General features: G+C 73.8%; 23 protein-coding genes. 4 read left to right on the forward strand and 19 right to left on the reverse strand.

Features of this window, described 5'->3' with window-relative positions:
• Positions 1 to 3: 3 nt before the first annotated feature.
• From JQN83_RS19315 to eno, 14 genes are all read right to left on the reverse strand, one after another.
• Entirely contained in the window at positions 4 to 1011 is a 1008-nt protein-coding gene (locus tag JQN83_RS19315; RefSeq protein ID WP_208568540.1) for an AAA family ATPase, read from the reverse strand.
• Positions 1011 to 1598 (reverse strand): hypothetical protein, encoded by a 588-nt coding sequence (locus JQN83_RS19320; RefSeq protein WP_208568541.1) that lies wholly within the window; start codon positions 1596 to 1598, stop codon positions 1011 to 1013. The genes JQN83_RS19315 and JQN83_RS19320 overlap by 1 nt, the downstream gene beginning before the upstream one ends.
• A 72-nt stretch (positions 1599 to 1670) precedes the next feature.
• Positions 1671 to 2408, reverse strand: a complete 738-nt coding sequence (locus tag JQN83_RS19325) for a DUF4129 domain-containing protein (RefSeq protein ID WP_208568658.1) — start codon at positions 2406 to 2408, stop codon at positions 1671 to 1673.
• A gap of 19 nt (positions 2409 to 2427) precedes the next feature.
• The gene (locus JQN83_RS19330) at positions 2428 to 3243 is read right to left on the reverse strand and encodes a uracil-DNA glycosylase (RefSeq protein ID WP_372444072.1); all 816 of its coding nucleotides are present in this window, start codon (positions 3241 to 3243) and stop codon (positions 2428 to 2430) included.
• Between the two features lie 27 nt (positions 3244 to 3270).
• Positions 3271 to 3957: a dienelactone hydrolase family protein gene (locus JQN83_RS19335; protein ID WP_208568659.1), complete on the reverse strand. Its 687-nt coding sequence runs from the start codon at positions 3955 to 3957 to the stop codon at positions 3271 to 3273.
• Between the two features lie 215 nt (positions 3958 to 4172).
• Positions 4173 to 4664 (reverse strand): LppU/SCO3897 family protein, encoded by a 492-nt coding sequence (locus JQN83_RS19340; RefSeq protein ID WP_244252778.1) that lies wholly within the window; start codon positions 4662 to 4664, stop codon positions 4173 to 4175.
• A 108-nt stretch (positions 4665 to 4772) separates the two neighbouring features.
• Positions 4773 to 5846, reverse strand: a complete 1074-nt coding sequence (locus JQN83_RS19345; protein ID WP_208568543.1) for an HAAS signaling domain-containing protein — start codon at positions 5844 to 5846, stop codon at positions 4773 to 4775.
• Positions 5843 to 6175 carry a PadR family transcriptional regulator gene (locus tag JQN83_RS19350; protein ID WP_088642881.1) on the reverse strand — a complete coding sequence of 111 codons (333 nt, stop codon included), beginning with the start codon at positions 6173 to 6175 and terminating at the stop codon, positions 5843 to 5845. Before JQN83_RS19350 ends, JQN83_RS19345 begins: the two co-directional genes overlap by 4 nt.
• Before the next feature lie 347 nt (positions 6176 to 6522).
• On the reverse strand, positions 6523 to 7464 hold the full coding sequence (locus JQN83_RS19355) for a Ppx/GppA phosphatase family protein (RefSeq protein ID WP_208568661.1): 942 nt from the start codon (positions 7462 to 7464) through the stop codon (positions 6523 to 6525).
• Positions 7465 to 7698: 234 nt separating this feature from the next.
• On the reverse strand, positions 7699 to 8940 hold the full coding sequence (locus JQN83_RS19360; RefSeq protein ID WP_208568544.1) for a hypothetical protein: 1242 nt from the start codon (positions 8938 to 8940) through the stop codon (positions 7699 to 7701).
• A gap of 159 nt (positions 8941 to 9099) precedes the next feature.
• Entirely contained in the window at positions 9100 to 9606 is a 507-nt protein-coding gene (locus JQN83_RS19365) for an amino-acid N-acetyltransferase (protein ID WP_208568545.1), read from the reverse strand.
• A complete protein-coding gene (locus JQN83_RS19370; protein WP_208568662.1) occupies positions 9603 to 10160 on the reverse strand; it encodes a DUF501 domain-containing protein in 558 nt (185 codons plus the stop codon). Before JQN83_RS19370 ends, JQN83_RS19365 begins: the two co-directional genes overlap by 4 nt.
• Positions 10161 to 10194: 34 nt before the next feature.
• Complete coding sequence (locus JQN83_RS19375) at positions 10195 to 10818, reverse strand: FtsB family cell division protein (protein WP_208568546.1); 624 nt, start codon at positions 10816 to 10818, stop codon at positions 10195 to 10197.
• Positions 10819 to 10849: 31 nt separating this feature from the next.
• A complete protein-coding gene (eno, locus tag JQN83_RS19380) occupies positions 10850 to 12133 on the reverse strand; it encodes a phosphopyruvate hydratase (protein WP_208568547.1) in 1284 nt (427 codons plus the stop codon).
• A 222-nt stretch (positions 12134 to 12355) separates the two neighbouring features.
• Here eno and JQN83_RS19385 point away from each other — a divergent pair, with 222 nt between their 5' ends.
• Positions 12356 to 13048, forward strand: coding sequence for a hypothetical protein (locus tag JQN83_RS19385; protein WP_208568548.1), 693 nt, complete (start codon positions 12356 to 12358; stop codon positions 13046 to 13048).
• Positions 13049 to 13263: 215 nt separating this feature from the next.
• The gene (locus JQN83_RS19390) at positions 13264 to 14100 is read left to right on the forward strand and encodes an NAD(+) diphosphatase (RefSeq protein WP_307799445.1); all 837 of its coding nucleotides are present in this window, start codon (positions 13264 to 13266) and stop codon (positions 14098 to 14100) included.
• A 55-nt stretch (positions 14101 to 14155) separates the two neighbouring features.
• Here JQN83_RS19390 and JQN83_RS19395 read toward each other — a convergent pair whose 3' ends face one another.
• The 4 genes from JQN83_RS19395 to mfd form a co-directional block, all read right to left on the reverse strand.
• A complete protein-coding gene (locus JQN83_RS19395; protein WP_208568549.1) occupies positions 14156 to 15775 on the reverse strand; it encodes a DUF885 domain-containing protein in 1620 nt (539 codons plus the stop codon).
• A gap of 138 nt (positions 15776 to 15913) precedes the next feature.
• Positions 15914 to 16903, reverse strand: a complete 990-nt coding sequence (locus JQN83_RS19400; RefSeq protein ID WP_208568664.1) for a nucleoside triphosphate pyrophosphohydrolase — start codon at positions 16901 to 16903, stop codon at positions 15914 to 15916.
• Entirely contained in the window at positions 16900 to 17685 is a 786-nt protein-coding gene (locus tag JQN83_RS19405) for a SurA N-terminal domain-containing protein (protein ID WP_208568550.1), read from the reverse strand. The genes JQN83_RS19400 and JQN83_RS19405 overlap by 4 nt, the downstream gene beginning before the upstream one ends.
• Positions 17686 to 17808: 123 nt before the next feature.
• Positions 17809 to 21456, reverse strand: coding sequence for a transcription-repair coupling factor (gene mfd / locus JQN83_RS19410; protein WP_208568551.1), 3648 nt, complete (start codon positions 21454 to 21456; stop codon positions 17809 to 17811).
• Between the two features lie 150 nt (positions 21457 to 21606).
• On the opposite strand from mfd, the gene JQN83_RS19415 reads away from it, so the two are divergent.
• On the forward strand, positions 21607 to 22503 hold the full coding sequence (locus JQN83_RS19415) for a helix-turn-helix domain-containing protein (protein WP_208568552.1): 897 nt from the start codon (positions 21607 to 21609) through the stop codon (positions 22501 to 22503).
• Between the two features lie 303 nt (positions 22504 to 22806).
• Here the strand turns inward: JQN83_RS19415 and JQN83_RS19420 are convergent, their stop codons facing one another.
• Positions 22807 to 23847, reverse strand: a complete 1041-nt coding sequence (locus JQN83_RS19420; protein WP_208568553.1) for a S66 family peptidase — start codon at positions 23845 to 23847, stop codon at positions 22807 to 22809.
• An 83-nt stretch (positions 23848 to 23930) separates the two neighbouring features.
• Here JQN83_RS19420 and JQN83_RS19425 point away from each other — a divergent pair, with 83 nt between their 5' ends.
• Positions 23931 to 24953 (forward strand): hypothetical protein, encoded by a 1023-nt coding sequence (locus JQN83_RS19425; RefSeq protein ID WP_208568554.1) that lies wholly within the window; start codon positions 23931 to 23933, stop codon positions 24951 to 24953.
• The last annotated feature ends 8 nt before the right edge of the window (positions 24954 to 24961 follow it).

A 24961-nucleotide genomic window follows, 5' to 3' on the forward strand; every position in this document is an offset into this window, starting at 1 on the left:
CGATCAGCGCCCGGCCCGGCCGGCCGCGTAGCTGGGCAGCGCGCCGCTGGCCGGCGCCGGGGTCTGCTCCAGCACCTCGCCGACCACGAACGACGGGTCGACCCGACGCAGCCACATCTCCGGACGCAACGTGATCCGGTGCGCCAGCGCGGGGGCCGCCACCTCCTTCACGTCCTCCGGCACCACGTAGTCCCGGCCGGCGAAGACGGCCCGGACCCGGGCCAGCAGCAGCAACGCCAGCGAACCCCGGGGGGACGCCCCGACCAGCACCGACGGGTGTTCCCGGGTGGCCGCGGTGAGGTCCACGATGTACTTGCCGACGGAGTCCTCCACCACCACGTCCTCCAACGCGGCCTGCATGGCCCGCAGGGTTGCGGCGTCGACCACCGGCTCGATCTGCGCCTCCTCGCGGCGGCGGTCCATCCGGCGGCGCAGCACCTCCCACTCCTCGTCGCGCTGCGGGTAACCGAACGACACCCGCAGCAGGAACCGGTCGAGCTGCGCCTCGGGCAGCGGGTACGTCCCCTCGTACTCGATCGGGTTGGCGGTGGCCAGGACGTGGAACGGCTCGTCGAGCCGGTAGGTGACGCCCTCGACGGAGACCTGCTTCTCCTGCATCGCCTCCAGCAGCGCCGACTGGGTCTTCGGCGGGGTCCGGTTGATCTCGTCGGCGAGCAGCAGGTTGGTGAAGAGCGGACCGGCCCGGAAGGAGAAGTCGCCGGTGCGCTGGTCGTAGAGGAACGAGCCGGTGACGTCGGCGGGCAGCAGGTCGGGGGTGAACTGGAGCCGGCGGAAGTCCAACCCGAGGGCCTGGGCGAAGGAACGGGCGGTCAGTGTCTTGCCCAGGCCGGGCAGATCCTCCAGCAGCACGTGCCCGCCGGCCAGGATGCCGGCGAGGACCAGTTCCAGGGACTCCCGCTTGCCGACCACGACCGTGCCGACCGCGTCCAGCACCGCCCGGGCCAGGTGGCCGACCTCCGTGGCGGGAATGCTGCGGTCCACGTCGTTCATCAGATCTTCTCCAGTTCGGCGACGATCGCCGCGAGGTCGCGCGGCGACGGGGGACGGCGGGAGGGGGTCTCGAGGAAACTCCACAGCGGGTCCCCGAGCAGGGCCCGGGCCCGGGGCGGATCGGCTTCCCTGGTCAGGCCGTGGCGTTGGCGCAGCCGCTCGTCGGCCAGCTCGCCGAGACGGGGCAGGATCCGCTCGGTGAACCGCTCCTGGTTGCCCGACGACCAGTCCAGCGGTCGTTCCCAGCCGTTGATCGCGGCCCGCAGCGCGTCCCGGGCCGCCCAGTTGTAGGCGCCCGGCTCCTCACCGGCCGGGGTCCGGGTCCCGCTGCGGGGCGGGGGCGGCGGGGCCAGCGCGGCGGTGACCCGACGGACGGTGAGCACCGCCAGCACCCCCGCCACCACGATGCCGATCGACAGTTGCAGACCGACCGCGCGCAGGCCGACCAGGACCACGGCGGTCACCCCGGCGGTGGTCAGGAGCAGCCGGAACAGCCAGCGCACGCGCCCGCCCCGGGCCCGGCCGGACCGGGCCGACGGCTCCTCCTCGAAACGGAACAGGTCGTCCAGACCGGTCGACTCGCTCACCCCGACACCCCGCCGGACGGGTGGCGGGCGGTCACGCCGGCACCCCACCGGGTGCGGTGTGCTGGCGGGCGGTCACGCCGGCACCTGCGGGTCGGCCAGGGCGGTGAGTTCGCCACGCAGCCGGCGCAGCGCCCCCCGGGCCTGGTCCCGCATCCGGGCGTCGACGCTGCGGGTGGCGTAGCGGGCCTCGCGGTAGACGTGGGCGAAGCCGTCCAGCACGTCGGCGCTGGCGATGGCGGGCACGCCGGCGGCCGGGTCGCCGCGCAACAGCCGGGTGACCAGGTCGGTCGGGGTGTCCCCGGTACGCCTCGGCACACCGGCCTCGGTGGCGGCCTCCTCCAGCCGCACCCAGCAGGCGATGACGGCGGTACGCGGGTCGGTGTCGGCGTCGTCCAGCTCCTCCAGGCCGGCGTCGAGCGCGGCCACCACCTCCCGGGCGGTCCCCTCGGCGGTACGCCGGGCCCGCGCGGCGGGCACCGCCCGGGTGGTCCGGCGCAGCGCGCCGCGCAGCAGCGTCCAGGCCAGGTAGCCCACGGCGGCCAGGATCGCCAGCCCGAGCAGGCCGATCGCCGCCGTGGCGATCCACTGCGGAACACTCGCCCGGGTCTGCTCGGCGTCGGCACGGGGCTCGATCGGGATCGACGCGGCCGGCTCGGCGGACGGGTAATCCGGCACGTACGGGATGTTGTCGGCGGCCGGCGGGATACGGCTCGCGCCGATCGAGGAGTGCCCGGCGGCGAGCGCGGCGGCGAGCAGCAGCAGCGTCACCAGGGCGACGGGCCACCACCTGCGCAGTACGCCGAGGTCCATCGCCACCGCCCCACGCTGCTCAGTCCACCCCCGCGAGCTGTTTCGCCCGGGCGAACACGTCGTCCAGCATCTGTATGGTCAACCGCCCGGTGAAGGTGTTCTGCTGGCTGACGTGGTAGCAACCGAGCAGATCGGGAGCGGCCGACCCGGACCAGTGTGCCCCATGGCCGAAGACCGGTCGCGGGCTGGGCGGTCGGACGCCGTACACCTGGCGTAGCACCGGCCACCACGCCGCCCAGGCGAACGCGCCCAGGGCGACGACCACCCGCAGGGTGGGCCGGATCAGGGCCACCTCCCGGTGCACCCAGGGGGCGCAGGTGTCCCGCTCGGCCGGGGTGGGCTTGTTGTCCGGCGGGGCGCAGCGCACGGCGGCGAAGATCCGCACGCCGGTGAGGGCGAGGCCGTCGTCGGCGGCGACGCTGGTGGGCTGGTTGGCCAGCCCCGCCCGGTGCAGGGCGGCGAAGAGCACGTCGCCGGAGCGGTCGCCGGTGAAGACCCGCCCGGTCCGGTTGCCGCCGTGGGCCGCCGGGGCCAGGCCGAGGATCCCGATCCGGGGTTCGGAGACCGGGCCGGGTGGGGTGGCGGGCGGGCCCGCGCCGCCACGCGCGGTGCGGTTGTCGGGGGCGCCGAAGCCGGGCACCGGGCGACCCCAGTAGTCCTGGTCGCGGAACGCGGCCCGTTTCGTCCGGGCGACCTCCTCCCGCCAGTCGACCAGGCGCGGGCAGGCGAAACAGTCGCTGACCGCCGCGTCGAGGTCGGCCAGGTCGGTCGCCCGCGCGGCGCGGGCGACCACCTCGGCGGGGGTACGGGACACGGTCGGCCGGGGCACCGTCAACGCCTGCGCCCGTCGGCTGACCGGCGCTCAGCCAAGCTTGGCCCGGAAGAGTTCGAGGGTGCGGGCCCAGGCGGTGGCGGCGGCCCGCTGGTCGAAGTTCTCCGGCCGGTCCTCGTTGAAGAACGCGTGCGCGGTGCCCGGGTAGTCGTAGGTCTGGCAGGTGCCGCCGGCGTTCTCCACGGCCCGGCGTACCGTCTGCACGCCGTCGGCGGCGGACAGGCCGTCGGCCTCCGAGCAGTGCACGACCGCCGCCTTACCCGCGTAGTCGGTCCACTCGGTGGGCATCCCGTCCCACGGCAGCCGGGGGTAGAAGGCGGCGGTGGCGACGATCCGCTCGGCGCGGGTGGCCGCCCACAGCGCCAGGCTGGCACCGGCGCAGAACCCGGCGCACCCCACCTTGCCGGTCACCTCTGCCCGACCGGCCAGGTATTCCGCCGCCCCGGCGATGTCGGCCGCCGCCTCGTCCATCTGGGTGCTGTTGAGCATCTGCCGGGGCTCACTGGGCTTGCTGGCCGGCTGGCCGTGCCGGAAGTCGGGGGCCAACGCCACGAAGCCGGCCTCGGCGAACCGGTCCACCACCGAACGGATGTGCGGCACGAGACCCCACCAGTCCTGGATGACGATGACCGCCGGGCTGGCCGTCGCACTGGCCGGTACCGCGAGATACCCCTCGCCGGTCCCTGCGTTGCGGCGGTAACTCACCATCTCGCCCATCGGCCCGTCCTCCTGTCGGTCAGTCATCGTCGGCTGGTCGCAGGGCGTTCCTACGTGTCGGTAGCCTGCCACGCCGTACGCGTGCCGGGAAGATGCCAGAACAGTGGCATATACCTCGCGTTCATCGAACGGTGGCGTGCAACACGCCGACGGCGGCGCGGGAATCCCGCGCCGCCGTCGGCTGATCGTCGTACGGACCGGTCAGGCCCTGTCGGTCACGCCTTCTTGGTGAGGCAGAGCAGGTAGCCCTTGCCGCCCGGGGCGATGTTGTAGAAGACGTAGCCGTCCTCACCCTCCTTGATGTACTGCTCGCACGCCTTACCGGTCTTGGCCTGCGCCTCGGTCTGCTCCTCGACCCGGCCGACCACGTTGTAGACGGCGTCGGTCGAGGTGCACTTGACCACCTTGGCGTCGCTGACCGACTTCTCCTGCGTGCCGGTCACCTCCGGCAGCTCGGCGATGCAGTCACCGGCCTTCGCCTCGGCCGTCTCGTCGGGGTTGAGGAAGTTGCCGATGGCGCTGGCGACGCCGAACTTCAGCGCCGCGATCACCAGGAAGGCGACGATCGCGCCGACGATGCCGAGCACCTTCTTCGCCCCGCCACCCTTCGGCTCCTCCGGCTGCGCGGCGGGGGCCGGGGTGACCGACTCGGGCTGGCCCACCTGCTCTGCCTGCGGCGCGGGGGACGATGCGACCTGCTCTGACACTGAGTTTCCTTCCGAGGGGCGAATGAGCAGACGACAACGTAGCGACGAAGATCAGCGCGTGCTGCCCCGTTCCCCTCGTCCGTTCAGCCATTTCCCAGCAACGGCAGGTCAGCCGGTGGCGGTGGGCAGGGGCACCCCCGCAGGCCCGGACACCGAGGGCGACGCGACCGGCACCGATCCGGTGGGTACGGGGTTGCCCGGCGCGGTGGCCGACGGCGCCACACCCGGCGCGGTGGCCGACGGCGCGACACCCGGTGCGGTCGGCGACGGCGACCCGCCGGGGCTCACGCCGGACCCGGGCGGGAGCGGGGCGACGGCCGGCGGATGCGGCCGGAACGGCGCCTGCTGCGGGCAGTACGGGTAGCCGCGCTGCACCGGGTTGACGTCGGGCAGGGCCAGATCGTCGCAGGCCGGCCAGCCCAACCGGATCGGGGTGCCGTTCTGGTCGAAGAGCCGGGCGTTCTCCACCAACCGCCCTTCGCTGTCGTAGACGTAGACGTCCTGCACCTGGTCGTACGGGTTCTGCACGGAGGTCGTCTCGTAGCCGTAGCCGTAGCCGGAGCGGGCCTGGTCGTCCACGTTCGCCACCGCGCCGACCGCGAACAGCGCCAGCACCACGGCACCGGCATGCACCGCCCAGCGCCGCCAGATGCGCAGCTCGGGGGTGCGCCGGCCCAACCAGATGGAGCCGACGAGCAGGCCGGCGAACATCAGCAGGCCGACGAACTCGTTGCCGTCGAGCCGGGGCAGCAGGCCGAGCGGCCCGTCGGTGCTGAGCGCGGTGACCAGCATCGCGGCCAGGTAGGCGCGGACCAACCACCAGGCCGGGCGGAGCAGCCGCAGGAACTCGCCCGCCGTGGCGTGGCCGACCAGGGGGCCGAGCCGGGCGTCGACCCGCCCGACCCTGGCCCGGGCGCTCCCCACCACGGCGGCGATCCGTCGTTCCAGGGCCCGTCGACCGGCCGCCGGATCACCCGCCCCGGCTGCGGCGCGCAACTCCGCCGCGTACGCCTCGGGGGTGCCCAGCCGGTCGACCAGGGAGCCGTCGGCTTCGGCGGCGACCTCGGTGAGGTGTTCCGGCAGATCCTCGGTCAGCTCGTCGCGGGCCTGCGGTGGCAGGTCGGCCAGGGCCGCCCGCACCCGCTCGACGTAGTCCGTGATCTCCTGCCCAGTGACGGTCATGCCGCCATCCCCCGATCGTCGAGCAGCTGGTCCATCGTCGTGGCGAACGCGCGCCAGGTCTTGCCGGAGCGGGTGAGCTGGTCACGGCCGGCGGCGTTGAGCGCGTAGTACTTGCGGTGCGGGCCGGCCTCGCTCGGCACGACGTAGGTGGTGAGCAGGCCGGCGGCGAAGAGCCGGCGCAGGGTCCCGTAGACCGACGCGTCGCCGACCTCCTCCAGCCCGGCCTCGCGCAGCCGCCGCAGGATGTCGTAGCCGTACCCGTCGGAATCCCGCAACACGGCGAGCACCGCCAGGTCGAGCACACCCTTGAGTAGTTGTGTGGTGTCCACGCATCACACACTACTGCGCACTGCGCACTACCGTCAACAACGCCATACCCCACCCCCCGCTCCCATCTCCCCCCGCCACCCACCCCCGCCCCACCCCCACCCCCACCCCAGCCCCAGCCCTCGACCCACCCCAGCCCCCGGCCCCGCCCTGGCCCCGGTGATCAAAAGATTCGCGTCATCCCCACCCGGATTTCCGACGCAAACCTCTTGATCACCACACCACCGGCCCGGTGATCAAGAAGTTTGGGTCGTTCCCGCCGGGAAATTTGACGCAAAGCTCTTGATCACCGGGCTCGATGTCGAGCGGTGGGGAGAGGGGGGAGGGAGCGGGAGGGGGAGCGTGGGGGTCAGCTGGGGGTGGGGTGCTGGCTCCAGGCGATGCCGTCGAGGATGTCGTGTTCGGAGGCGACCACCGAGGACATCCCGGCCCGCTCCATGATCACCTTGAGCACCAGGGCACCCGCACCGATCACGTCCGCCCGGCCCGGGTGCATCACCGGGATCGCCAACCGCTGCGCGGCGGTCCGGCCCAGCAGGTCGGCGGTCACCCCGGCCACCCGCTCGTACGGCACCCGGGCGTGGTGGATGCGCTCGGGGTCGTACTCCTGGAGGTCCTGGGCGATGGCGACGACGGTGGTGACCGAACCGGCGAGCCCGACCAGTGTGGCGGCCTGCCGGCCGGGGACGGCGACGAGCGCCCGGTCGACGGCGGCGGCGATGTCGGCCTGCGCGGCGGCGACCTCGGAGACGGTCGGCGGGTCGCCGTGCAGGTGCCGTTCGGTCATCCGGACGCAGCCGATGTCCACCGAGATCGCCGCCTGCACCCCGGAGTCGCGGGTGCCCACCACGAACTCGGTCGAACCGCCGCCGATGTCGACCACCAGGTACGGCGGCTCCGCGTCGGCGGGCAGCCCCCGGACCGCGCCGGTGAACGACAGCCGGGCCTCCTCGTCGCCGGTGACCACCTCGGGCGCGACCCCGAGGGTCTGCTCCACCATGGCCCGGAAGTCGGCCGCGTTGCTGGCATCCCGGGACGCCGACGTGGCGCACATCCGCACCCGGTCGACGCCCAGCTTGTCGATCTCGGCGGCGTACCCGGCCAGCGCCACCCGGGTCCGCTCGATCGCCTCCGGGGCCAGCCGGCCGGTCCGGTCGACGCCCTGACCGAGCCGGACGATCTCCATCCGGCGGGCCAGGTCGACCAGTGGGGCCTGCGGCCCGGCCGACGGGTCGGGCAGGTCGGCGACCAGCAGGCGGATGGAGTTGGTCCCGCAGTCGATGGCGGCCACACGCGTCGTCACGGCAGCAACCCTACGGCAGCAGTCGCCCGCGCACGGCAGCGCCGACCCGACGCCCGACCGCACCGACCGGGCACCCGACTGCACCGCCCCGACGCACGGCAGCACCGACAGGACGCACGGCAGCACCGGGCGACCCGCGACGCCGACCGGATGCCCGGCAGCACCGACAGGGTGCCCGGCAGCGCCAACCGCACCCGGCAGCGCCAACCGGGCCGGCGGCGGTCACCGACGCCGGGACAGTCGTCGCAGCAGCAGCCACGGCGCCCAGGGCAGCACGGCGAGCAGCACCAGCAGCGCCACCAGCGGCGCGCGCCACCACGGGTCCACCGTCGCCGGTGGCGGGTCGGTGGGCGCGGAGACCCACGGGCGGGCGGTCTTCGACCAGGCCAGGAAGGCGTCACCGATCGGGAGCAGGCCGAAGGCGTACCGGCGGGTGTGCGGGGTGTCCAGGGGAAAGCCGACCAGTTCGCCGTAGTTGGCCAACGCCCCGGCCAACGCGTCGTCGCCCTGCACCTGGGCCGCACCGAGGGTCACCACGGTGGCGGAGAAGCTCACCCCGAGCGGCAGCGGTCCCGAGTCGACGTCCCCCGGGCCGTCCAGGCCGCGCGGGTACTCCCGCACCGCCGGGCCGAGCCTCAGCGGCGACACCACGAAGTCGGTGCGGAAGCGCAGGTACTGCTCGCGGGCGAAGGTCGGGTCGATCTCCGGTAGGAACCGCTGGATGACGCTCTGCGAGGTGCCCCGGGCCACCTCGGCCGGTGCTCCGGTGCCCGGGTCGACCCGGTGTGGCAGCAGGCCGGTATGCGGGTCGAGGCGCTGGCGTACCCCGTCCAGCCAGCGGCCGGTGGTCGGCGCGAAACGCGGCGGTAGCAGAGCGTCGTGCAGCCGCAGCGAGGCCACCGCCACCGTCGAGTCGACCGGCCACGCCTGCCCCGGATAGGCGGCGAGGTACGGCGTGGGAGAGGCGTCGAACGCGGCGGCCAGGGTCGCCGACGCCTCGGCGAACCGGCGCACCTCGGCCGGGTCCCGCCCCGACTCCGGTTGCAGGGCGAGCACCCCGCCGCGCAGCCAGTTCGTCCAGCCGGCGTGGAAGACGCCGTACGCCGGGGTCAGGTCGCGGCTGAACGGGGCCGTGCCGGCCGGTGACTCCAGCCGGGCCAGCGCCCACCGGGCCTCCCGCAGCGCCTCGTCACGCCCCTGCGGCGGTTGCCGCAGGCCGGTCTCCACCCGGGCCAGCCCGTACAGCGCGTGGGCGAAGAACCAGCCCTCCGGGAACATCGCCTGGGCGTCCTCGCCGGCACCGTCGTCCAGTTCGACCCGCAGGTAGTCAAGTTGCCGGTCCACCCCGGGCGGCTGACGGTCGACGCCGCCGGTCGCCGGGGCGATCAGCCGGGCGATGCCGACCAGGGCGAACAGGGTCACCAGGGCGGCGAGCACCGCGCCCAACCGGCGCACGATCGTCACCGCCCCAGGGTGGCGGGCCGGGTCAAGACCGGCCGGGGCCACACCTTCGGGCCGCAGCGCCGGGCTCGGCCCCCGTCCGGGCCAGAGGCGCAGCAGCGCCGGGCTCGGCCCCCGTCCGGGCCAGAGGCGCAGCAGCGCCGGGCTCGGCCCCCGTCCGGGCTAGAGGCGCAGCAGCATCCGGGTGTTGCCCAGGGTGTTCGGCTTGACCCGTTCCAGGTCGAGGAACTCGGCGACGCCCTCGTCGTAGGAGCGCAGCAACTGCTCGTAGACGGGCTGCGGCACCGGGGCGCCGTCGATCTCGGTGAACCCGAACGCGCCGAAGAACGCCGTCTCGAAGGTGAGCACGAAGATCCGGGCGATGCCCAACTCCCGGGCGGCGTCGATCAGCTCGGTGACGATCCGGTGGCCGAGCCGCCGGCCCCGGCAGGCCGGGTCGACGGCCACGGTACGGATCTCGGCGAGGTCCTCCCACATCACGTGCAGCGCCCCGCAGCCGACCACCCGCCCGTCGTCGGCCACCGCGACCCGGAACTCCTGCACGTCCTCGTAGAGGGTGACGGTGGCCTTGCTGAGCAGCCGCCGGTCGTCGGTGTAGGTGTCGACCAGCCGGCGGATGCCGCGTACGTCGCCGGTGCGGGCCCGGCGTACCACGATCCCGTCGGTCACTGCGCCGCCGGCAGGTCCACGCACGGCCCGGCCGTCCACCACTTCTCCACCAGGGCGAGCGTCTCGTCGCCGAACGGGTTCACCCCGGGGCCGGCACCGAGCGCGTGGCCCAGGTGCACGTGCAGGCACTTCACCCGGCCGGGCATCCCACCGGCGGAGATGCCGGCGATCTCCGGCACCTCGCCGATCGCGGCCCGGCGGGCCAGGTAGTCCTCGTGCGCGGCCCGGTACCGGTCGGCCAGCTCCGGGTCCCCGGCGAGCCGCTCGGCCATCTCCTTCATCAGCCCGGCCGACTCCAGCCGGCTGCACGCCGCCGTCGCCCGGGGGCAGGTCAGGTAGAACAGCGTCGGGAAGGGGGTGCCGTCGGCGAGCCGGGGGGTGGTCTCCACCACGTCGGGCAGGCCGCACGGGCAGCGGTGGGCCACCGCTCGGGTGCCGCGGGGCGGGCGTCCGAGCTGCGCGGCCACCGCGGCCAGGTCGGCCTCGGTGGCCGGCTGGTGCTCCGGCGGGGGTACGGAGTCCGCCGCCGGCTCCTGCGGTGGTACGACAGTCACGGTGCCCATCTCTCGTTCGGTACGCGGGTGCTGCTCACTGGTCCGGGGCGTCGCCGTTCGCCGCCTGGACGCTCGACCACAGGGTGTCGTACCAGGGGTCGGGGGTCTTGGGTGGGGTCGGCGGCCGGCCGCCGTTGGCGTCCCGGGCCGCGCCGTCCGCGTCGTTGAGCACGATCACCGGCGTCTCACCGGGGGCCACCATGAAGAACCGTTCCCGCGCTTTGATCTTGATGTATTCGGGGTCCTGCCACTTCGCCGCCTGGGCCGACAGCTCGGCGATCTCCGTACGCTGGGCGGCCTGGCTGGCCTCCATCCGCTCGATGTCGACCTGCTGGTCGAGATAGACCCGGACCGGATAGGTGTACGCCAGGGCGAGCGCGAGCAGCACCGCGAACAGGACGGTGGCCCGGCCGGTGAACCGTCGGGGGTGGGGTGCGGTGAGTCGCCGGATGGTGCCGCCGGCCGCCGTCCGACGGGCCGCCGCCGGACGGTTCGCCGACCGTACCCCGTCGGCGGTCCGCGACCGGGCCGCGGCAGCCCGCGGCTCGGCGCGGACCCCGCCGTCGCGCAGCGGCGTCCGGGCGCCCCGGGTCCCGCCCGGCCGACCGGTCGGCCGGCGGGCCGGGCGTTGGCCACCCGGTGTGCGGCGCTGCTGCATCGTCACACCCCTCCCCCGAGGTTCGCCTGGGTCAGGCCGAACGGTAACGCGGGAACGCGCCGGCGCCGGCGTACCGCGCCGCGTCGGCCAGCTCCTCCTCGATCCGCAGGAGCTGGTTGTACTTGGCGACCCGGTCGGACCGGGCCGGGGCACCGGTCTTGATCTGGCCGCAGCCGGTGGCGACGGCCAGGTCGGCGATGGTGGTGTCCTCGGTCTCGCCGGAGCGGTGGCTCATCATGCACTTGAAGCCGGCCCGGTGGGCCAGGTCCACCGCGTCCAGGGTCTCGGTCAGCGAACCGATCTGGTTGACCTTGACGAGGACCGCGTTGGCGGACTTCTCGGCGATGCCCCGGGCGATGCGCTGCGGGTTGGTGACGAACAGGTCGTCGCCGACGATCTGGATCCGGTCGCCGACGGCGGCGGTCAGGGTGGCCCAACCGGTCCAGTCGTCCTCGGCCAGCGGGTCCTCGATGGAGACGATCGGGTAGTCGCCGATGAGCTTGGTGTAGTAGTTGCTCATCTCCTCGGCGCTCTTGGCGGCGCTCTCGAAGGTGTAGGTGCCGTTGTCGAAGAACTCGGTCGCGGCCACGTCGAGGGCGAAGACGATGTCGGTGCCCAGCCGGTAACCGGCCTTCTCGACCGCCTCGGCGATCAGGTCGAGCGCGGCGGCGTTGCTGGGCAGGTTGGGGGCGAAACCACCCTCGTCACCCAGACCGGTGGAGAGGTCCTTCTTCTTGAGCACCGACTTCAGCGCGTGGTAGACCTCGGCACCGGAGCGCAGCGCCTCCCGGAAGCTGGGGGCCCCGATCGGCGCGATCATGAACTCCTGGACGTCGACGTTGGAGTCGGCGTGCGCGCCACCGTTGAGGATGTTCATCATCGGCACCGGCAGCAGGTGGGCGTTCGGGCCACCCAGGTAACGGAACAGGCTCAGCTCGGCGCTGCCGGCAGCCGCCTTGGCCACCGCCAGGGAGACCCCGAGGATGGCGTTCGCGCCCAGCGTGCCCTTGTTGTCGGAGCCGTCGAGGTCGAGCATCTTCTGGTCGATCAGCCGCTGCTCGCTGGCCTCGTAGCCGATCAGCTGGTCGACGATCTTGTCCTCGATGTTGGCGACCGCGTTCTCGACGCCCTTGCCCAGGTAGCGGTCCTTGTCACCGTCGCGCAGCTCGACCGCTTCGAAGGCGCCGGTGGAGGCGCCGGAGGGTACGGCGGCGCGAGCGATCGTGCCGTCGTCCAGCCCTACCTCGACCTCGACCGTCGGGTTGCCCCGTGAGTCGAGAATCTCCCGGGCGACGATTCCCTCGATGGTTGCCACTGAGTCGCTCCTCGTTCGTTGTGCGAATCCGGTATGGGCCGCGACGGTGCGGCTGGGGCAGTTGTGTTGAACGCAGCGTATCGGGCGACGCTCGGCCGCACGGCGTCCGGGCACACGTAGCCCACCCCTAATCAGCCCGCCCTAACGGACATTCCCGGATTCTCACCCCTCAACCGGCAACCGGTTTGCGCCGGGTGGACACGATCGACCACGCTGGTCGCCATGCCCGCCGTCTCGACCACCCTCCGCGTGCTCGCCGTGTCGGTCATCGCGTCGCTCACCGTCACCGGCTGTCAGACCCTCGACGACACCGGACGCACCCTCGGCCGGTCCGATCTGATCAACGATCTCGCCACCCGGCTGGACGAGTCCCTGGTCCAGACCTGGACCGCCGAATACCGGCTTCCCGGCGGCCGGACCACCACCATCGCCCAGGAGAAGGAACCGGCCCGCTCGGCGTACACCTGGGCCGCCGGCAAGATCACCGTCTCCGAGCAGGCCATCACCCGGTGCGCGACCACCGCCGGGCGGACCGCCTGCACGGTGGAGCCGCCGGTGCTGATGTCCGGCAAGGCCGCCGTGCCGCTGTTCGCCGAGGCCCGCAAGGCCGGGCTGGTCACCCCGCCCGCCGTCATCCGGTTGCTCACCGAGGCCGCCCTGGACCCGCAGGCCCAGGTCAAGCAGAGCGACACCACGCTCGTCGGCCACCACGCCACCTGCGTCGCCGTCCGGCGTTCCGCCGGGGACTTCGACGCCTGCGTCACCACCGAGGGGGTGCTCGGCAGCTTCACCGGTCTGCTCGACGGCCAGCCGGTCGAGCTGGCCCTGGAACGCTTCACCGACTCGGTGACGCCGACGGCGTTCGACCTGCCGGCCGGTGCCGGGGTGACGGACCGCCGGCCGGCGTCGTCGTGACCGTCCCACCGCCCGGCCACCCCACGCCCCCGGCCGACGACCCGGCGACCTCCACGACCGCCACCGACCGCCCCGCCGGCCCCAGGCCCCCGGCCGACCACCCGGCGACCTCCACGCCCCCGGCCGACCGCCCTGCCGGTCCCACGCCCCCGGCTGACGGCGCGGCCGGCCACGCTGCCGGGCCCGCGCCCGCGTCGGGCGATCTGGGTCTGCTGGTGGCCGGTACCCGGCTGTTCACCACCCCCGACGGTGGCCTGCCCCGGGTCGGCGAGCTGCCGGCCGGGACCGGATGGGTGCCGCTGGGCACGCTCGACGGCGTGCCGGCCTGGGCGCTGGAGACGGCCGACCCGGGCCGGCCGGCCACCCGGGACAACCCGACCGGGGACGGGGAGCCGGGGAACGGGGAGACCGTGGGGAGCAGGGCCGGGGGTCGACGGCCGGTCGGGCGGTGGCGCAGTTGGCGGGCGCTCGCCGCCGAGCTGCCCGAGCCGGTCGCCACGCTCGCCGGACGGGCGGTGGCCGTGGTCACCTGGCGGCGTACCCACCGCTGGTGCGGGGCCTGCCGGGCGGCGCTGATCGACGTGCCGGGCGAGACGGCCCGCCGCTGCCCCGACTGCGGCCTGTACGTGCCGCTGCGGCTCTCCCCGGCGGTGCTCACCGCGATCACCCGCCCCGGCCCGGCCGGTGGCCCCACCGAGCTGCTGCTGGTCCGGCACGCGTCCGGGCCGACCGAGCTGTGGGCGCTGGTCGCCGGCTTCGTGGAGGCCGGCGAGTCGCTGGAGACGGCGGTCCGGCGGGAGGTCGCCGAGGAGGTCTCACTCGACCTCGACACGATCGACTACTTCGGCAGCCAACCCTGGGCGATCTCCGGGCCGGGGGTGCTGCTCGCCGGGTTCACCGCCACCGCCGCCGATGCCGGAGCCGAACCGGTGGTGGACGGGCGGGAGCTGGTACGGGCCCGGTGGTTCCCGGTGGACGCGCTGCCGGCGGAACTGCCGCCCGCGTACTCGATCTCCCGCTGGCTGATCGACGCCGTCGCCGCCCGCGGCTGAGCCGGCCCCCGCGCCGGCCCGGACCGGTGGGCGCCCGGCCGGGGTGGCGCGGCGGTCAGATGCCGAGCAGGGTACGCAGGTGGCGCGGGGGCGGGCAGTCGTGGGCGAGCATCGCGTCGTGCCAGTCCCGCACCGACACCCCGGCCGGCCGGGCGGCGGCGACGTCGGCCAGTTCGCTGTAGCCGACGAAGTAGGTGGAGAGCTGCGTCGAGGTGAGCAGCGCCCGCCGCCACTTGCCGGCCGCCTCGCCCTCCTCCTGGAAGCCGCGTTCGGTCATCAGCGCCAACGCGTCCGCCTCGGTCATCTGGTCGCAGTGGACCAACTGGTCGAGCAGCGCGTTGATGGTCATCCGCAGCTGCATCTTGAGCTGCTGGAGGCGGACCGGCAGGCCGCCGAAGCCGAGGCCGGCCATCAGCTCCTCGGTGTAGACCGCCCAGCCCTCGATGAACACCCCCGACTCGGTCAGCGCCCGGACCCGGGTGGGGCCGGCGTACCGGCGGGCGTGGGCGAGCTGGAGAAAGTGCCCCGGCATCGCCTCGTGCACGGTCAGGTTGCGGATCATGTGGTCGTTGTACTCGCGGTAGAACGAGTCGACCCGGTGCGCCGGCCAGTCCGCCGGGGTGGGCGCGATGCAGTAGAAGGTGGGCAGGTCGGCCGGTTCCAGCGGGCCGGGCGAGTCGCAGTAGGCCACCGCGACACCCCGGGCGAACTCCGGCATCTCCTGGATCACGCACGGGTCGTCGACCAGGCCGACCAGGTCGTGCGCCCGGACGAAGTCGACGGCCTCGTCGAGGGTGACCGAGGCGAGGTCCACGATGGAGTGGTCGTCGGGGTGCTCGGCGGCCAGCAGGTCCAGCGCCCGGCGTACCGTCTCGTCGTCGGCCGGGCCACCGACCAGCTCGACGGCCGCCGCGCGGATCTCGGCGGTGACCCGGTCCAGGTTGGCCCAGGCCCGGCGCTGCACCTCGGCGGCGCCCAGCTCGGTGTCGAGAGTGTGCCAGAGGCGGGCCTCCCAGCGGCGGCGGCCCAGCCGGGGGTCGCGTCCCGGCCCGGTCTCGGCGGCCAGCCCGGCACGCAGCCAGCCGACGAACTCGTCGAGCGCGGCGATCGCCGCCGTCGCGGCCGGCCCGACCGTGCCGGCCAGCGCGGGGGCCTGGGCGAGCAGCAGCGGCACCTCGTCGCGGATCAGCGCGGCGGTGCCGACGAACTGCCCGACCGCCGTCTCGGCGTGCACCCGGGGCATGTCCCGCAACGTCGTCCGCGCGGTCGCCAACGCGTCGGGTACGGCCGTCAGCCGCCCGGCCAGGTGGGCCAGCCGCTCCTCCACCGGGGCGTACGGGCGGGCGAGCAGGGCGTGCAGCAGCGGACCGGGGTTGTGCACCAACGGGTCCCACTCGAAGGCCCGGATCTCGCTCAACTCGAACAGTTCCCGGTCGACCAGGGCGCTGAGCAGCGCGTGGTCGACCTGTTCCTCGACGTCGAGCGAGTCCCTGTCGACCTCGGCGAGCGCGTCGGCGGCCTCCCCCAGCATCGCCTGGTCGGCCGCGACCGCCCCGGCGGAGAGATCCGGCAACCGGTCGTCGTAGCGGTGGTCCCCGCTCGACGTGGCGACCCCCGGCCGGCTCTCCAGCACGGCCTCGACGATCCGCTCCGCCAACGGCACGAATGAACCCATCCCCCGACCCTACCCACTCCCCACCGCCCCGCCCCGGCCTCGTCGATCAAGAGGTTCGCGGCACCGCACACCCGCCCCGCGCTCGTGATCAAGAGGTTCGCGTCACCGGATCGCGCAGGGCTGACGCAAACCTCTTGATCAACTCGACGAGGTGGGGGGTTCGGTGGTGCGGAGGGTTTGGGTGTGAGCCAGGGTGGTGCGGCGGAGAGCCGCCTCGGGGTCCAGGCCGGCGTGGCGGGCCTCGGCGACCAGGGCCAGCAGGGTGGCACCCAGGCGGGACTCCGGATCGGGCTGGGCGTCGGGGGACGGCAGCGGGGCGGTCAGGGCGGCCCGACCGGCCCGGTCCAGCACCTTGGCCGCCAGAGCCAGCGCCGGCTGGCTCAACGCGATGCCGTCGAGCACCGACGCACGGGCCTTCTCGGCCCGCTTGATCCGTTCCCAGTTCGCCTCGATCTCGGCCAGCGAACCCGCCTCGGCACCGGCGAAGACGTGCGGGTTCCGGCGGACCATCTTGTCGACCAGGGTGCCGGCCACGTCGTCGACGTTCCACCGCTCACCCTCGGGCAGGTCCTCCGCCAGGCGCGCGTGCAGCAGCACCTGGAGCAGCACGTCGCCCAACTCCTCACGGAGCGCGTCGGTGTCACCGTCGCTGATCGCGTCGTACGCTTCGTAGCACTCCTCGATCAGGAAACCGGCGAGGCTACGGTGGGTCTGCGCCCGCTTCCACGGGTCGCCCCCCGGGGAGGCGAGCCGGTCCATCACCTCGACCGCATCGAGCAGCCGGGCCCCCGGCGGGTCCCACGAGCCGTACATCAGCTCCAGCTCGGCCAGCCCCGGTTGCCGGGCCAACCGCAGACCCAACTCCCGGGCCAGGGACTCGTCGCCGGCCGGGCCGGCCAGCCAGACCGCCGTACCGCCCGCCGCCGCAGCGTCGAGCAACGCGTCGGTGGCTCCGCCGGAAACGACGGTGACCTCGACGCCCGCCGCGCGTACCGCCGCGACCTGGGCGCTCTGTGCGCCGGTCAGCACCGGCGCGGAGCGCAGCACGTCCCAGGCGGCGGCGGTCAGCAGACCGGCCGGCAACCGGGGCGAGGTGACCAGCAGGACGATCCGGTGGGACGTGCTCAGGAGGCCACCGGCCCCTGCGCCGGGGTCGGGCTGCCGACCGGCTCGGGGGTCGACACGTCGGTCACCGGGCCGCTGGCGTCGATGTACGGCAGCGCGTAGAAGACCAGCTCCTGACCCTTGTTGACCCAGGCCGGGACACCGAGCGGCCGGTACCGGGGGTTGACCTCGACGTCGAGCTTGTCGGCCTGCTCCCCCAGCGCGGTGCTCAACGCGGCGGCGCTGCGGACGAAACCGCCATCGCCGAAGAGCTGCCGCACCTGCGCCACCGGCAGCCCCTTGTCGATGCCGCCGGTCTTCTCGATCGCGTGGTAGACCGCCATCACCGACTCGTCGCTCAGGTCGGCCGGCGGCAACTGCTGGCTGAGCACGGAGAACAGGTCCGCCCACTCACCCCAGAGCTTCGCGAACTCCGCCTGCGGCGGCATCTGCAACTGCTGGGCCAGCTGGTCCGGGGTGATCTGGTCGGGGACCTGGAGGCCCTTCTCGGCCGCGACCCGCTTGCCCAGGTCGATGCTGACCAGCAGGTTCACCACGTCCTGCCGGGTCACCCCGGCCCGCAGCTGCTCCGGGGCCGGGGTCTGGCCGGACTGGGCTGCGCCCTGCCGCACCGCCTCGGCGTACCTCGTCTGCGCGTCGGTGTAGATCGCGTCCACCCGGGCGACCGAGTAGCGACTGTCGCCGATGTATGCGGCCACATCCGGAGATGCCTTGCCGCAGGCGGTGAGGGAGAGGACACCCAGTGCCGCGACGCTGGCGGCGGCGATGAGACGGCGTGCACGCATGACGGTCACTCTCTCATGCCTGCCCGGCTACGGTGACGCCGCCCACCACGCGCTGCGGCCCCCGCCCGCAGCCTTCGCGCCCCCGGCCCCGGCCACCCCGGGTCACCGGACCCGACCGGCCGCTCATGCCCGCGCCCCGGCCAGCGGGGCCGGCTCGCCGAGGACGTCGGAGAGGAGCTGGGCGCACCACTCCAACAGCGCCTGGTCACGCAGCGGCTCGCCACCGACCCGGCGGGTGCTCGGCCGGGGCACGCTGACCTGGTCGGTGGCCGGCTTGTAGACCGAGTCCGGGTGGTAGCGCTTGAGCCGCAACTGCTTGGAATCGGGCAACGGCAGCGGCCCGAACCGCAGGTGCTTGCCCTGCACGCTCACGTCGGAGAGGCCGTAACGGCGGGCCAGCAACCGGAACCGGGCCACCGCGACCAGGTTCTGCACCGGGGCGGGCGGCTCGCCGTACCGGTCGGTCATCTCGGCGACCACCTCGCGCAAACGTTCGTCGTCACGCGCCTCGGCGAGCTTGCGGTACATCTCCAGCCGCAGCCGCTCCACCCCCATATAGTCCAGCGGCAGGTGCGCGTCGACCGGAAGATCGATGCGGACGTCGGCCGCCAGCTCGTCGGACTCGGTGCTCTCCCCCTTGAACGCCGACACCGCCTCGCCGACCATCCGGACGTACAGGTCGAACCCGACGCCCTCGATGTGCCCGGACTGCTCGCCACCGAGCAGGTTGCCGGCGCCCCGGATCTCCAGGTCCTTCATCGCCACGTACATGCCCGCGCCCAGCTCGGTGTGCTGGGCGATGGTGGCCAGCCGCTCGTGCGCGTGCTCGGTGAGCGGCTTCTCCGGCGGATAGAGGAAGTACGCGTACGCCCGCTCCCGGCCCCGGCCCACCCGGCCCCGGATCTGGTGCAGCTGGGCCAGGCCGAGCAGGTCGGCCCGCTCCACGATCAGGGTGTTGGCGTTGGGGATGTCGATGCCGGACTCCACGATGGTGGTGCAGACCAGGACGTCGAACTCCTTCTCCCAGAAGCCGACCATCACCTTCTCCAGCGCCTCCTCGCCCATCTGCCCGTGGGCCACCGCCACCCGCGCCTCGGGCACCAGCTCGCGCAGCCTGCGCGCCGTCCGGTCGATCGACTCCACCCGGTTGTGCAGGTAGAAGACCTGCCCGTCGCGGAGCAACTCGCGGTGGATGGACGCGGCCACCTGCCGGTCGTCGTACGACCCGACGAAGGTCAGCACCGGGTGCCGCTCCTCCGGCGGGGTGGCGATGGTCGACATCTCCCGGATGCCGGTGATCGCCATCTCCAGCGTCCGCGGGATCGGGGTGGCCGACATGCTCAGCACGTCGACCGAGGCGCGCAGCGTCTTGAGGTGCTCCTTGTGCTCGACGCCGAAGCGCTGCTCCTCGTCGATGACCACCATGCCGAGAGACTTGAACCGGGTGGCCGTCTGGAGCAGCCGGTGGGTGCCGATGACGATGTCGACGGTGCCGTCGGCGACCATCTCCAACGTCCGTTCGCTCTCCTTGGCGGTCTGGAAGCGGGACAGCTGCCGGATGGTCACCGGGAACTGGTTCATCCGTTCGGCGAACGTGTTGTAGTGCTGCTGCACCAGCAGCGTCGTCGGCACCAGCACCGCCACCTGCTTACCGTCCTGCACCGCCTTGAACGCCGCCCGGACGGCGATCTCGGTCTTGCCGTACCCGACGTCACCGCAGATCAGCCGGTCCATCGGGACGGTCTGCTCCATGTCCCGCTTGACCTCCTCGATGGCGGCCAACTGGTCGGGCGTCTCCTGCCACGGGAAGGCGTCCTCCAGCTCCCGCTGCCACGGGGAGTCCGGGGCGAACGCGTGCCCCTTGGACGCCTTGCGGGCGGCGTAGAGCTGGATCAGCTGGGCGGCGATCTCCCGGACCGCCTTGCGGGCGCGGGCCTTGGACTTCTGCCAGTCCGAGCCGCCCATCTTGTGCAGGGTGGGCTGCTCGCCGCCGACGTAGCGGGAGAGCTGGTCGAGCTGGTCGGTGGGGACGAAGAGCCGGTCGCCGGGCTGGCCGCGCTTGCTGGCCGCGTACTCGATGACCAGGTATTCGCGGGACGCGCCGTTGACGGTGCGCTGCACCAGCTCGACGTACCGGCCGATGCCGTGCTGCTCGTGCACGACGAAGTCGCCGGCCTTCAGCTCCAGCGGGTCGATGGTGTTGCGCCGCCGGCTCGGCATCTTGCGCATGTCCCGGGTGGAGGTGCCCCGGCCACCGGTGACGTCGTTGCCGGTGAGCAGCACGAACCTCGACGCCTCGTCGACGAAGCCGGCGGTCAGGCAGCCGCAGGTGACCAGCACCTCGCCGGGGGCGGGCGCGGCCGGCACCTGCTCGGTGAGCCGGGCGCCCAGGCCCGCGTCGCGGAGCACCTCGACGGCCCGCTGGGCGGGACCGTGCCCCTCGAAGACCAACGCGACCGCCCAGCCCTCGCCGGTCCAGCGCTTGATGTCGTCGACCACCCGGCCGGTCTCACCGTGGTAGAGCGGGGCCGGCTGGGCGGCCAGGGTCACCGCGATCGCGTCGTCGGGGGTCACGTCTGCCCCGCCCGGCGCATCCTCCCAGGGCTGCCGGGTGGGGGTGACGGCGTCCGCCTCGACCAGCCCGAACGGGGCGAGGGTCCACCAGGGCTGGCGCAGGGCGCGGGCGGTGGCGCGTACCTCGGCCAGGGACTTGAAGGCGGCGGCGCCGAGGTCGACCGGGGCCTGGCCACCGACGGCGGCCGCGGCCCAGCTCGCCTGGAGGAACTCCTCCGAGGTACGCACCAGGTCGTGGGCCCGGGTGCGGATCCGCTCCGGGTCGCAGAGCAGCACGTGGGTGCCGGCCGGCATGGTGTCGACCAGCAGCTCCAGGCTCTCGCTGCCGAGCAGCGCCGGCACCAGCGACTCCATCCCCTCGACGGGGATGCCCTCGGCCAGCTTGTCGAGGATCTCGGCCAGTTCCGGGTGCTCCCCGGCGAGCGCGGCGGCCCGCCGGCGCACCGCCGGGGTCAGCAGCAGTTCCCGGCACGGCGGGGCCCACAGCTGCGGTACGCCTTCGATGGTGCGCTGGTCGGCGACGGCGAAGGTGCGGATCTCCTCCACCTCGTCACCCCAGAACTCCACCCGGGACGGGTGCTCGTCGGTGGGTGGGAAGACGTCCAGGATGCCGCCGCGCACGGCGAACTCGCCGCGTTTGGTGACCAGGTCGACCCGGGCGTACGCCAGGTCGGTGAGCCGGCGGGCGACCTGCTCCAGGTCGGCCTCCTCCCCGGCGGCGAGCTGCACCGGGTCCAGGTCGCCGAGGCCCTTGAGCTGTGGTTGCAGCAGCGAGCGCACCGGGGCCACCACCACCCGCAGCGGGCCGGTCACCCCCTGCGCGTCGGCGGTGTCGGGGTGGGCGAGGCGGCGCAGCACGGCCAACCGCCGGCCGACGGTGTCGGAACGGGGCGAGAGCCGCTCGTGCGGCAGCGTCTCCCAGGACGGGAAGACCGCCACCTGCCCGGCCGGGAGCAGGCTGCCCAGCGCGGCGGCCAGGTCGTCGGCCTCCCGGCTGGTGGCGGTCACCGCGAGCACCGGCCGGCCGGCCCCGCCGACCGGCTCGTCGGCGGCGACGGCGGCGACGGCGAACGGACGCAGCGCGGCCGGGGCGGTCAGGTCCAGCCCGTCGACCTGGGCGGCACCGGAGCGCGCCAGGTCACGAGCACGGGCCAGCCCCGGGTCGGCCAGGGCGGCGGAGAAGAGTCCGGTGAGCATCAGTGATCACTTCCAGGAAAGCCGCCGGTCGGCCCGGGGCGCGCGAAGATGCCCCCACGCCCGGCCGGGCCGGGGGGTGCACGGCCGCCAGCCTATCTCGCGAGGGAGACAATCGAGCCCGCAGCGGCGGTGCCGGAACGGGGAGGACCAATGCCACAGCAGTGGGGCGCGGACCCACGCCAACAGACCACCCAGGGACGGTGGCGGGGTCTGGGCCTGCCCGACGGGATGACCTTCTACGAGGTGCGCTGCCTGATCGACGAGCCGGGCTGGGTGGGTCCGGTGCCCAACCTCGGCTACCGGGTCTACCTGGGGCGCTCCGGCGGTTACCTGCGCCGGCTCAACGGTGAGGTCGCGTTCGCCGATGCGACGTCGGTGCTGCTGACCCGACCCGGCGACGAGATGAGCGTGGCCCATCCGCTCGGCTGCGGCGACGTCTACTCGTGCCTGGAGATCCGCCCCGAGGTCCTTGAGGAACGCCCGGACGCCCGCGACTGGTTCACCCGGCGCAGCTGGGACGGTCAGCTCGACGCCGCGTTGGACCTGGAGCACCGGATGCTGGTGGCCCGCAGCCGGCGGGGTCTGGACGGCTTCGAGCTGACCGAGCACACCCACCAGTTCCTGGCCACCCTGCTCAGTGGCAGCCCGCTGGGCCGGGGTGCCCCGGGCGCGGACCTGGACCGTGCGGTGGGGCGGCGACCGGCCACCCTGGCCGCCCATCGACGCCTCGCCGACCAGGCCCGCCAGGTGCTCGCCGCGTCGGGTTTCACCCTGGGGCTCACCGAGGTCGCCCGCCTGGTCGGCTGCTCACCGCACCACCTGAGCCGGGTGTTCCAGCGGGTCACCGGGCGCAGCCTCACCGCCTACCGCAACGAGCTGCGGGTCCGGGCGGTGCTGGACCTGTTGGGCCGCTCCGATCCGCCGCGGCTGGTGACGATCGCCGCCGAGTACGGCTTCGCCGACCAGGCGCACCTGAGCCGGGTGGTCCGGGAGCGGGTCGGCCATCCGCCCGCCCGCCTGCGTCGACTGCTCGCACCCGCCGACTGACCGACCCGCTGCCCGGCACCCGAGCCTCGGGGCGCTGGACGCTGGGCGCGAGTCGGGGGCGCGGGGCGCGGCGGGGCCGCCGGTCGAACCGAACCGCGCACGAATCTTCAAGATTTCGACCCCCGTGCCGACCGAGGATGGAACAGCCAGCCCGGTCGGTCGACGTTGCGACGGCCGAGGGAGACGCGGACCTGTTCGGGGAGGCCCGCGTACCCCCCAGTCGGGCTGACCGGGGATGCCGTCCGGCACCCGGTGGAGGTGCCGTACCCCGGTGCGGCACCTCCACGCCCGGCCGCGTCCCGTTCAGTAGCGCACGGCGATGCGTCGTTCGACCGCGTCGACCCGGATCTCCCCGCCGTACGGGATGATCAACTGCGGGTCGGTGTGGCCCAGGTCGACGTCGAAGACCACCACCGCGTCCGGGCGGTACGCGCTCAGCGCCCGGACGATGGCACCCCGTTGGGCGGCGGCCCACGCCAGCCGTTGCGCCACCGGCAGCGGTCGTGCGAAGTCCCACGCCTTGGGCCGGCCGACGACGATCGCCGGGAAGGCGGCGAGCAGTCCCCGCTCCCCCATGTTCCGCAGGATCCGGAACACCTCCTGCGCGTCGGGCAGCTCGTTGGAGGTCTCGACGACCAGCACCGAGCCGGCCAACTCCGCAGCCGACGGGACCCGGTCGGCCGCCATCAGCCAGTGCAGGATCTCCAGGCAACCGCCCCAGGTCCGGCCCTCGACGACCGTCGACGGTCCCCGCCAGCGCCAGCCCTCGCCGGGCAGCATCGGTGGTTCGACCGTGAGCGTGGCCGGGTCCCGCCAGTCGCCCGGTTCGTCGCCCCACTGTGGCGCGGGGGTCAGCTCGTACCAGTCGGAGGTGAACAGGGCGGCGCGCAGCGACTCGAAGGTCAGCGGGTGCGGTGCGCCGGGCCGGCCGAGGTGCACCAGCACCGAGCCGCCGTGGTAGGCCACCATGCCCAGCCGGTAGAGGTGGTTGAGGACGTTGGTGTTGTCCGAGTAGCCGAAGTAGGGCTTCGGGTTGGCCCGCAGCACCGCGTCGTCGAGGTGCGGGGTGACGGTGATCAGGTCGTCACCGCCGACGGTGGCGAGCACGGCGGTGACCGTCGGGTCGGCGAAGGCGGCGGTCAGGTCCCGCGCCCGGTCCCGGGGGTCGGCCCGGGTCTGCCTGGTGGTCGGGTACTCCACCGGCACCAGGCCGAACTCCTCGCGCAGCCGGCGCAGGCCCAGCTCGTACACGTGCGGGAACAGACCCGGCAGGCCGGCGGAGGGGGAGACCACGGCGACCCGGTCGCCGGGTTTCGGTTTGGCGGGGTACGCGGGACGGCTCACGGTCGGAACCTACCGCCCGTCACCAGCGGTTTTCGCCCGACGAAACCCCACAGGCAGGGCATTACGGGCCATAGGCTGGGTCGGTGGACGAGGAGCCCCGGACCCGGGCCTGGCTGCCCCGCACGGCGGCGCTGCTGTTCGGCACGCTGGTGCTGGCCAGCGCGTTCATCGCGGCCTACGTCGGCGCGCTGCACCAGCCGCACCCCCGGGACGTGCCGGTCGGGGTGGTGACCGGCGACCAACGCGCCGAGGCGCTGCTGACCGCCGTGCGGGCCCGCACCGACACCATCGAGCCCATCGGGTACGCCGACCCGGGCGCGGCCGACGACGCCCTCACCGCCCGCCAGGTGTACGCCGTGCTCACCTCGGCCCCCGACGGCACGCTCACCCTCACCACCGCCAGCGCCTCCGCCCCGGCCGCCACCGAACTCGTCACCGGGGTCCTCATCCCGGCCGCCCAGCAGGCCCGACTGCCGCTCACCGTCACCGACCAGGTGCCGGTCTCCCCCGACGACCCGCGCGGTCTGGTGCCGTTCTACCTGACCGTCGGGCTGGTGCTCGGCGGCTACCTCGCCTCGACCGCGCTCGGCGTCTCGCTCGGCACCGCCCCACGCGGGCTGCGCCGGGCCGGACTGCGGATCGGTTCCCTGGCCGTGCAAGCGGTGCTGCTCGGGACCATCGGCGCGGTGCTGGTCGGCCCGGTCCTCGATGTCTGGGACCACGACCTGGTCACGGTCGCGGCGGTCGGCATGCTCACCGTCTTCACCGCCGCGATGGTCGCCGCCGCCGTGCAGGGCTGGCTGGGACTGCTCGGCACCGGGCTGGTGATCCTGCTGCTGGTGGTGCTCGGCAACCCCGGCTCGGGCGGCATCTACGCCCCGGAGTTCCTACCCGCCGCGCTACGCGGGATGCACCGCTGGAACGTCCCCGGCCTCGCCACCGACCTGCTCAAGTCGGCCGTCTACTTCGACTGGCGGTCGGCCCGCTGGCCCCTGGCAGGGCTACTGACCTGGGCCGTTCTGGGGCTGCTCGGCCTGCTCACCGCCGCCCGGTTCCGGGCCCCCCGGACCGCCACCCACCGGGTCGACACCCGACCGGACGGGTGAGGCCGGAC

It is taken from the genome of Micromonospora antibiotica, assembly GCF_017599305.1.
GTDB lineage: Bacteria > Actinomycetota > Actinomycetes > Mycobacteriales > Micromonosporaceae > Micromonospora > Micromonospora antibiotica.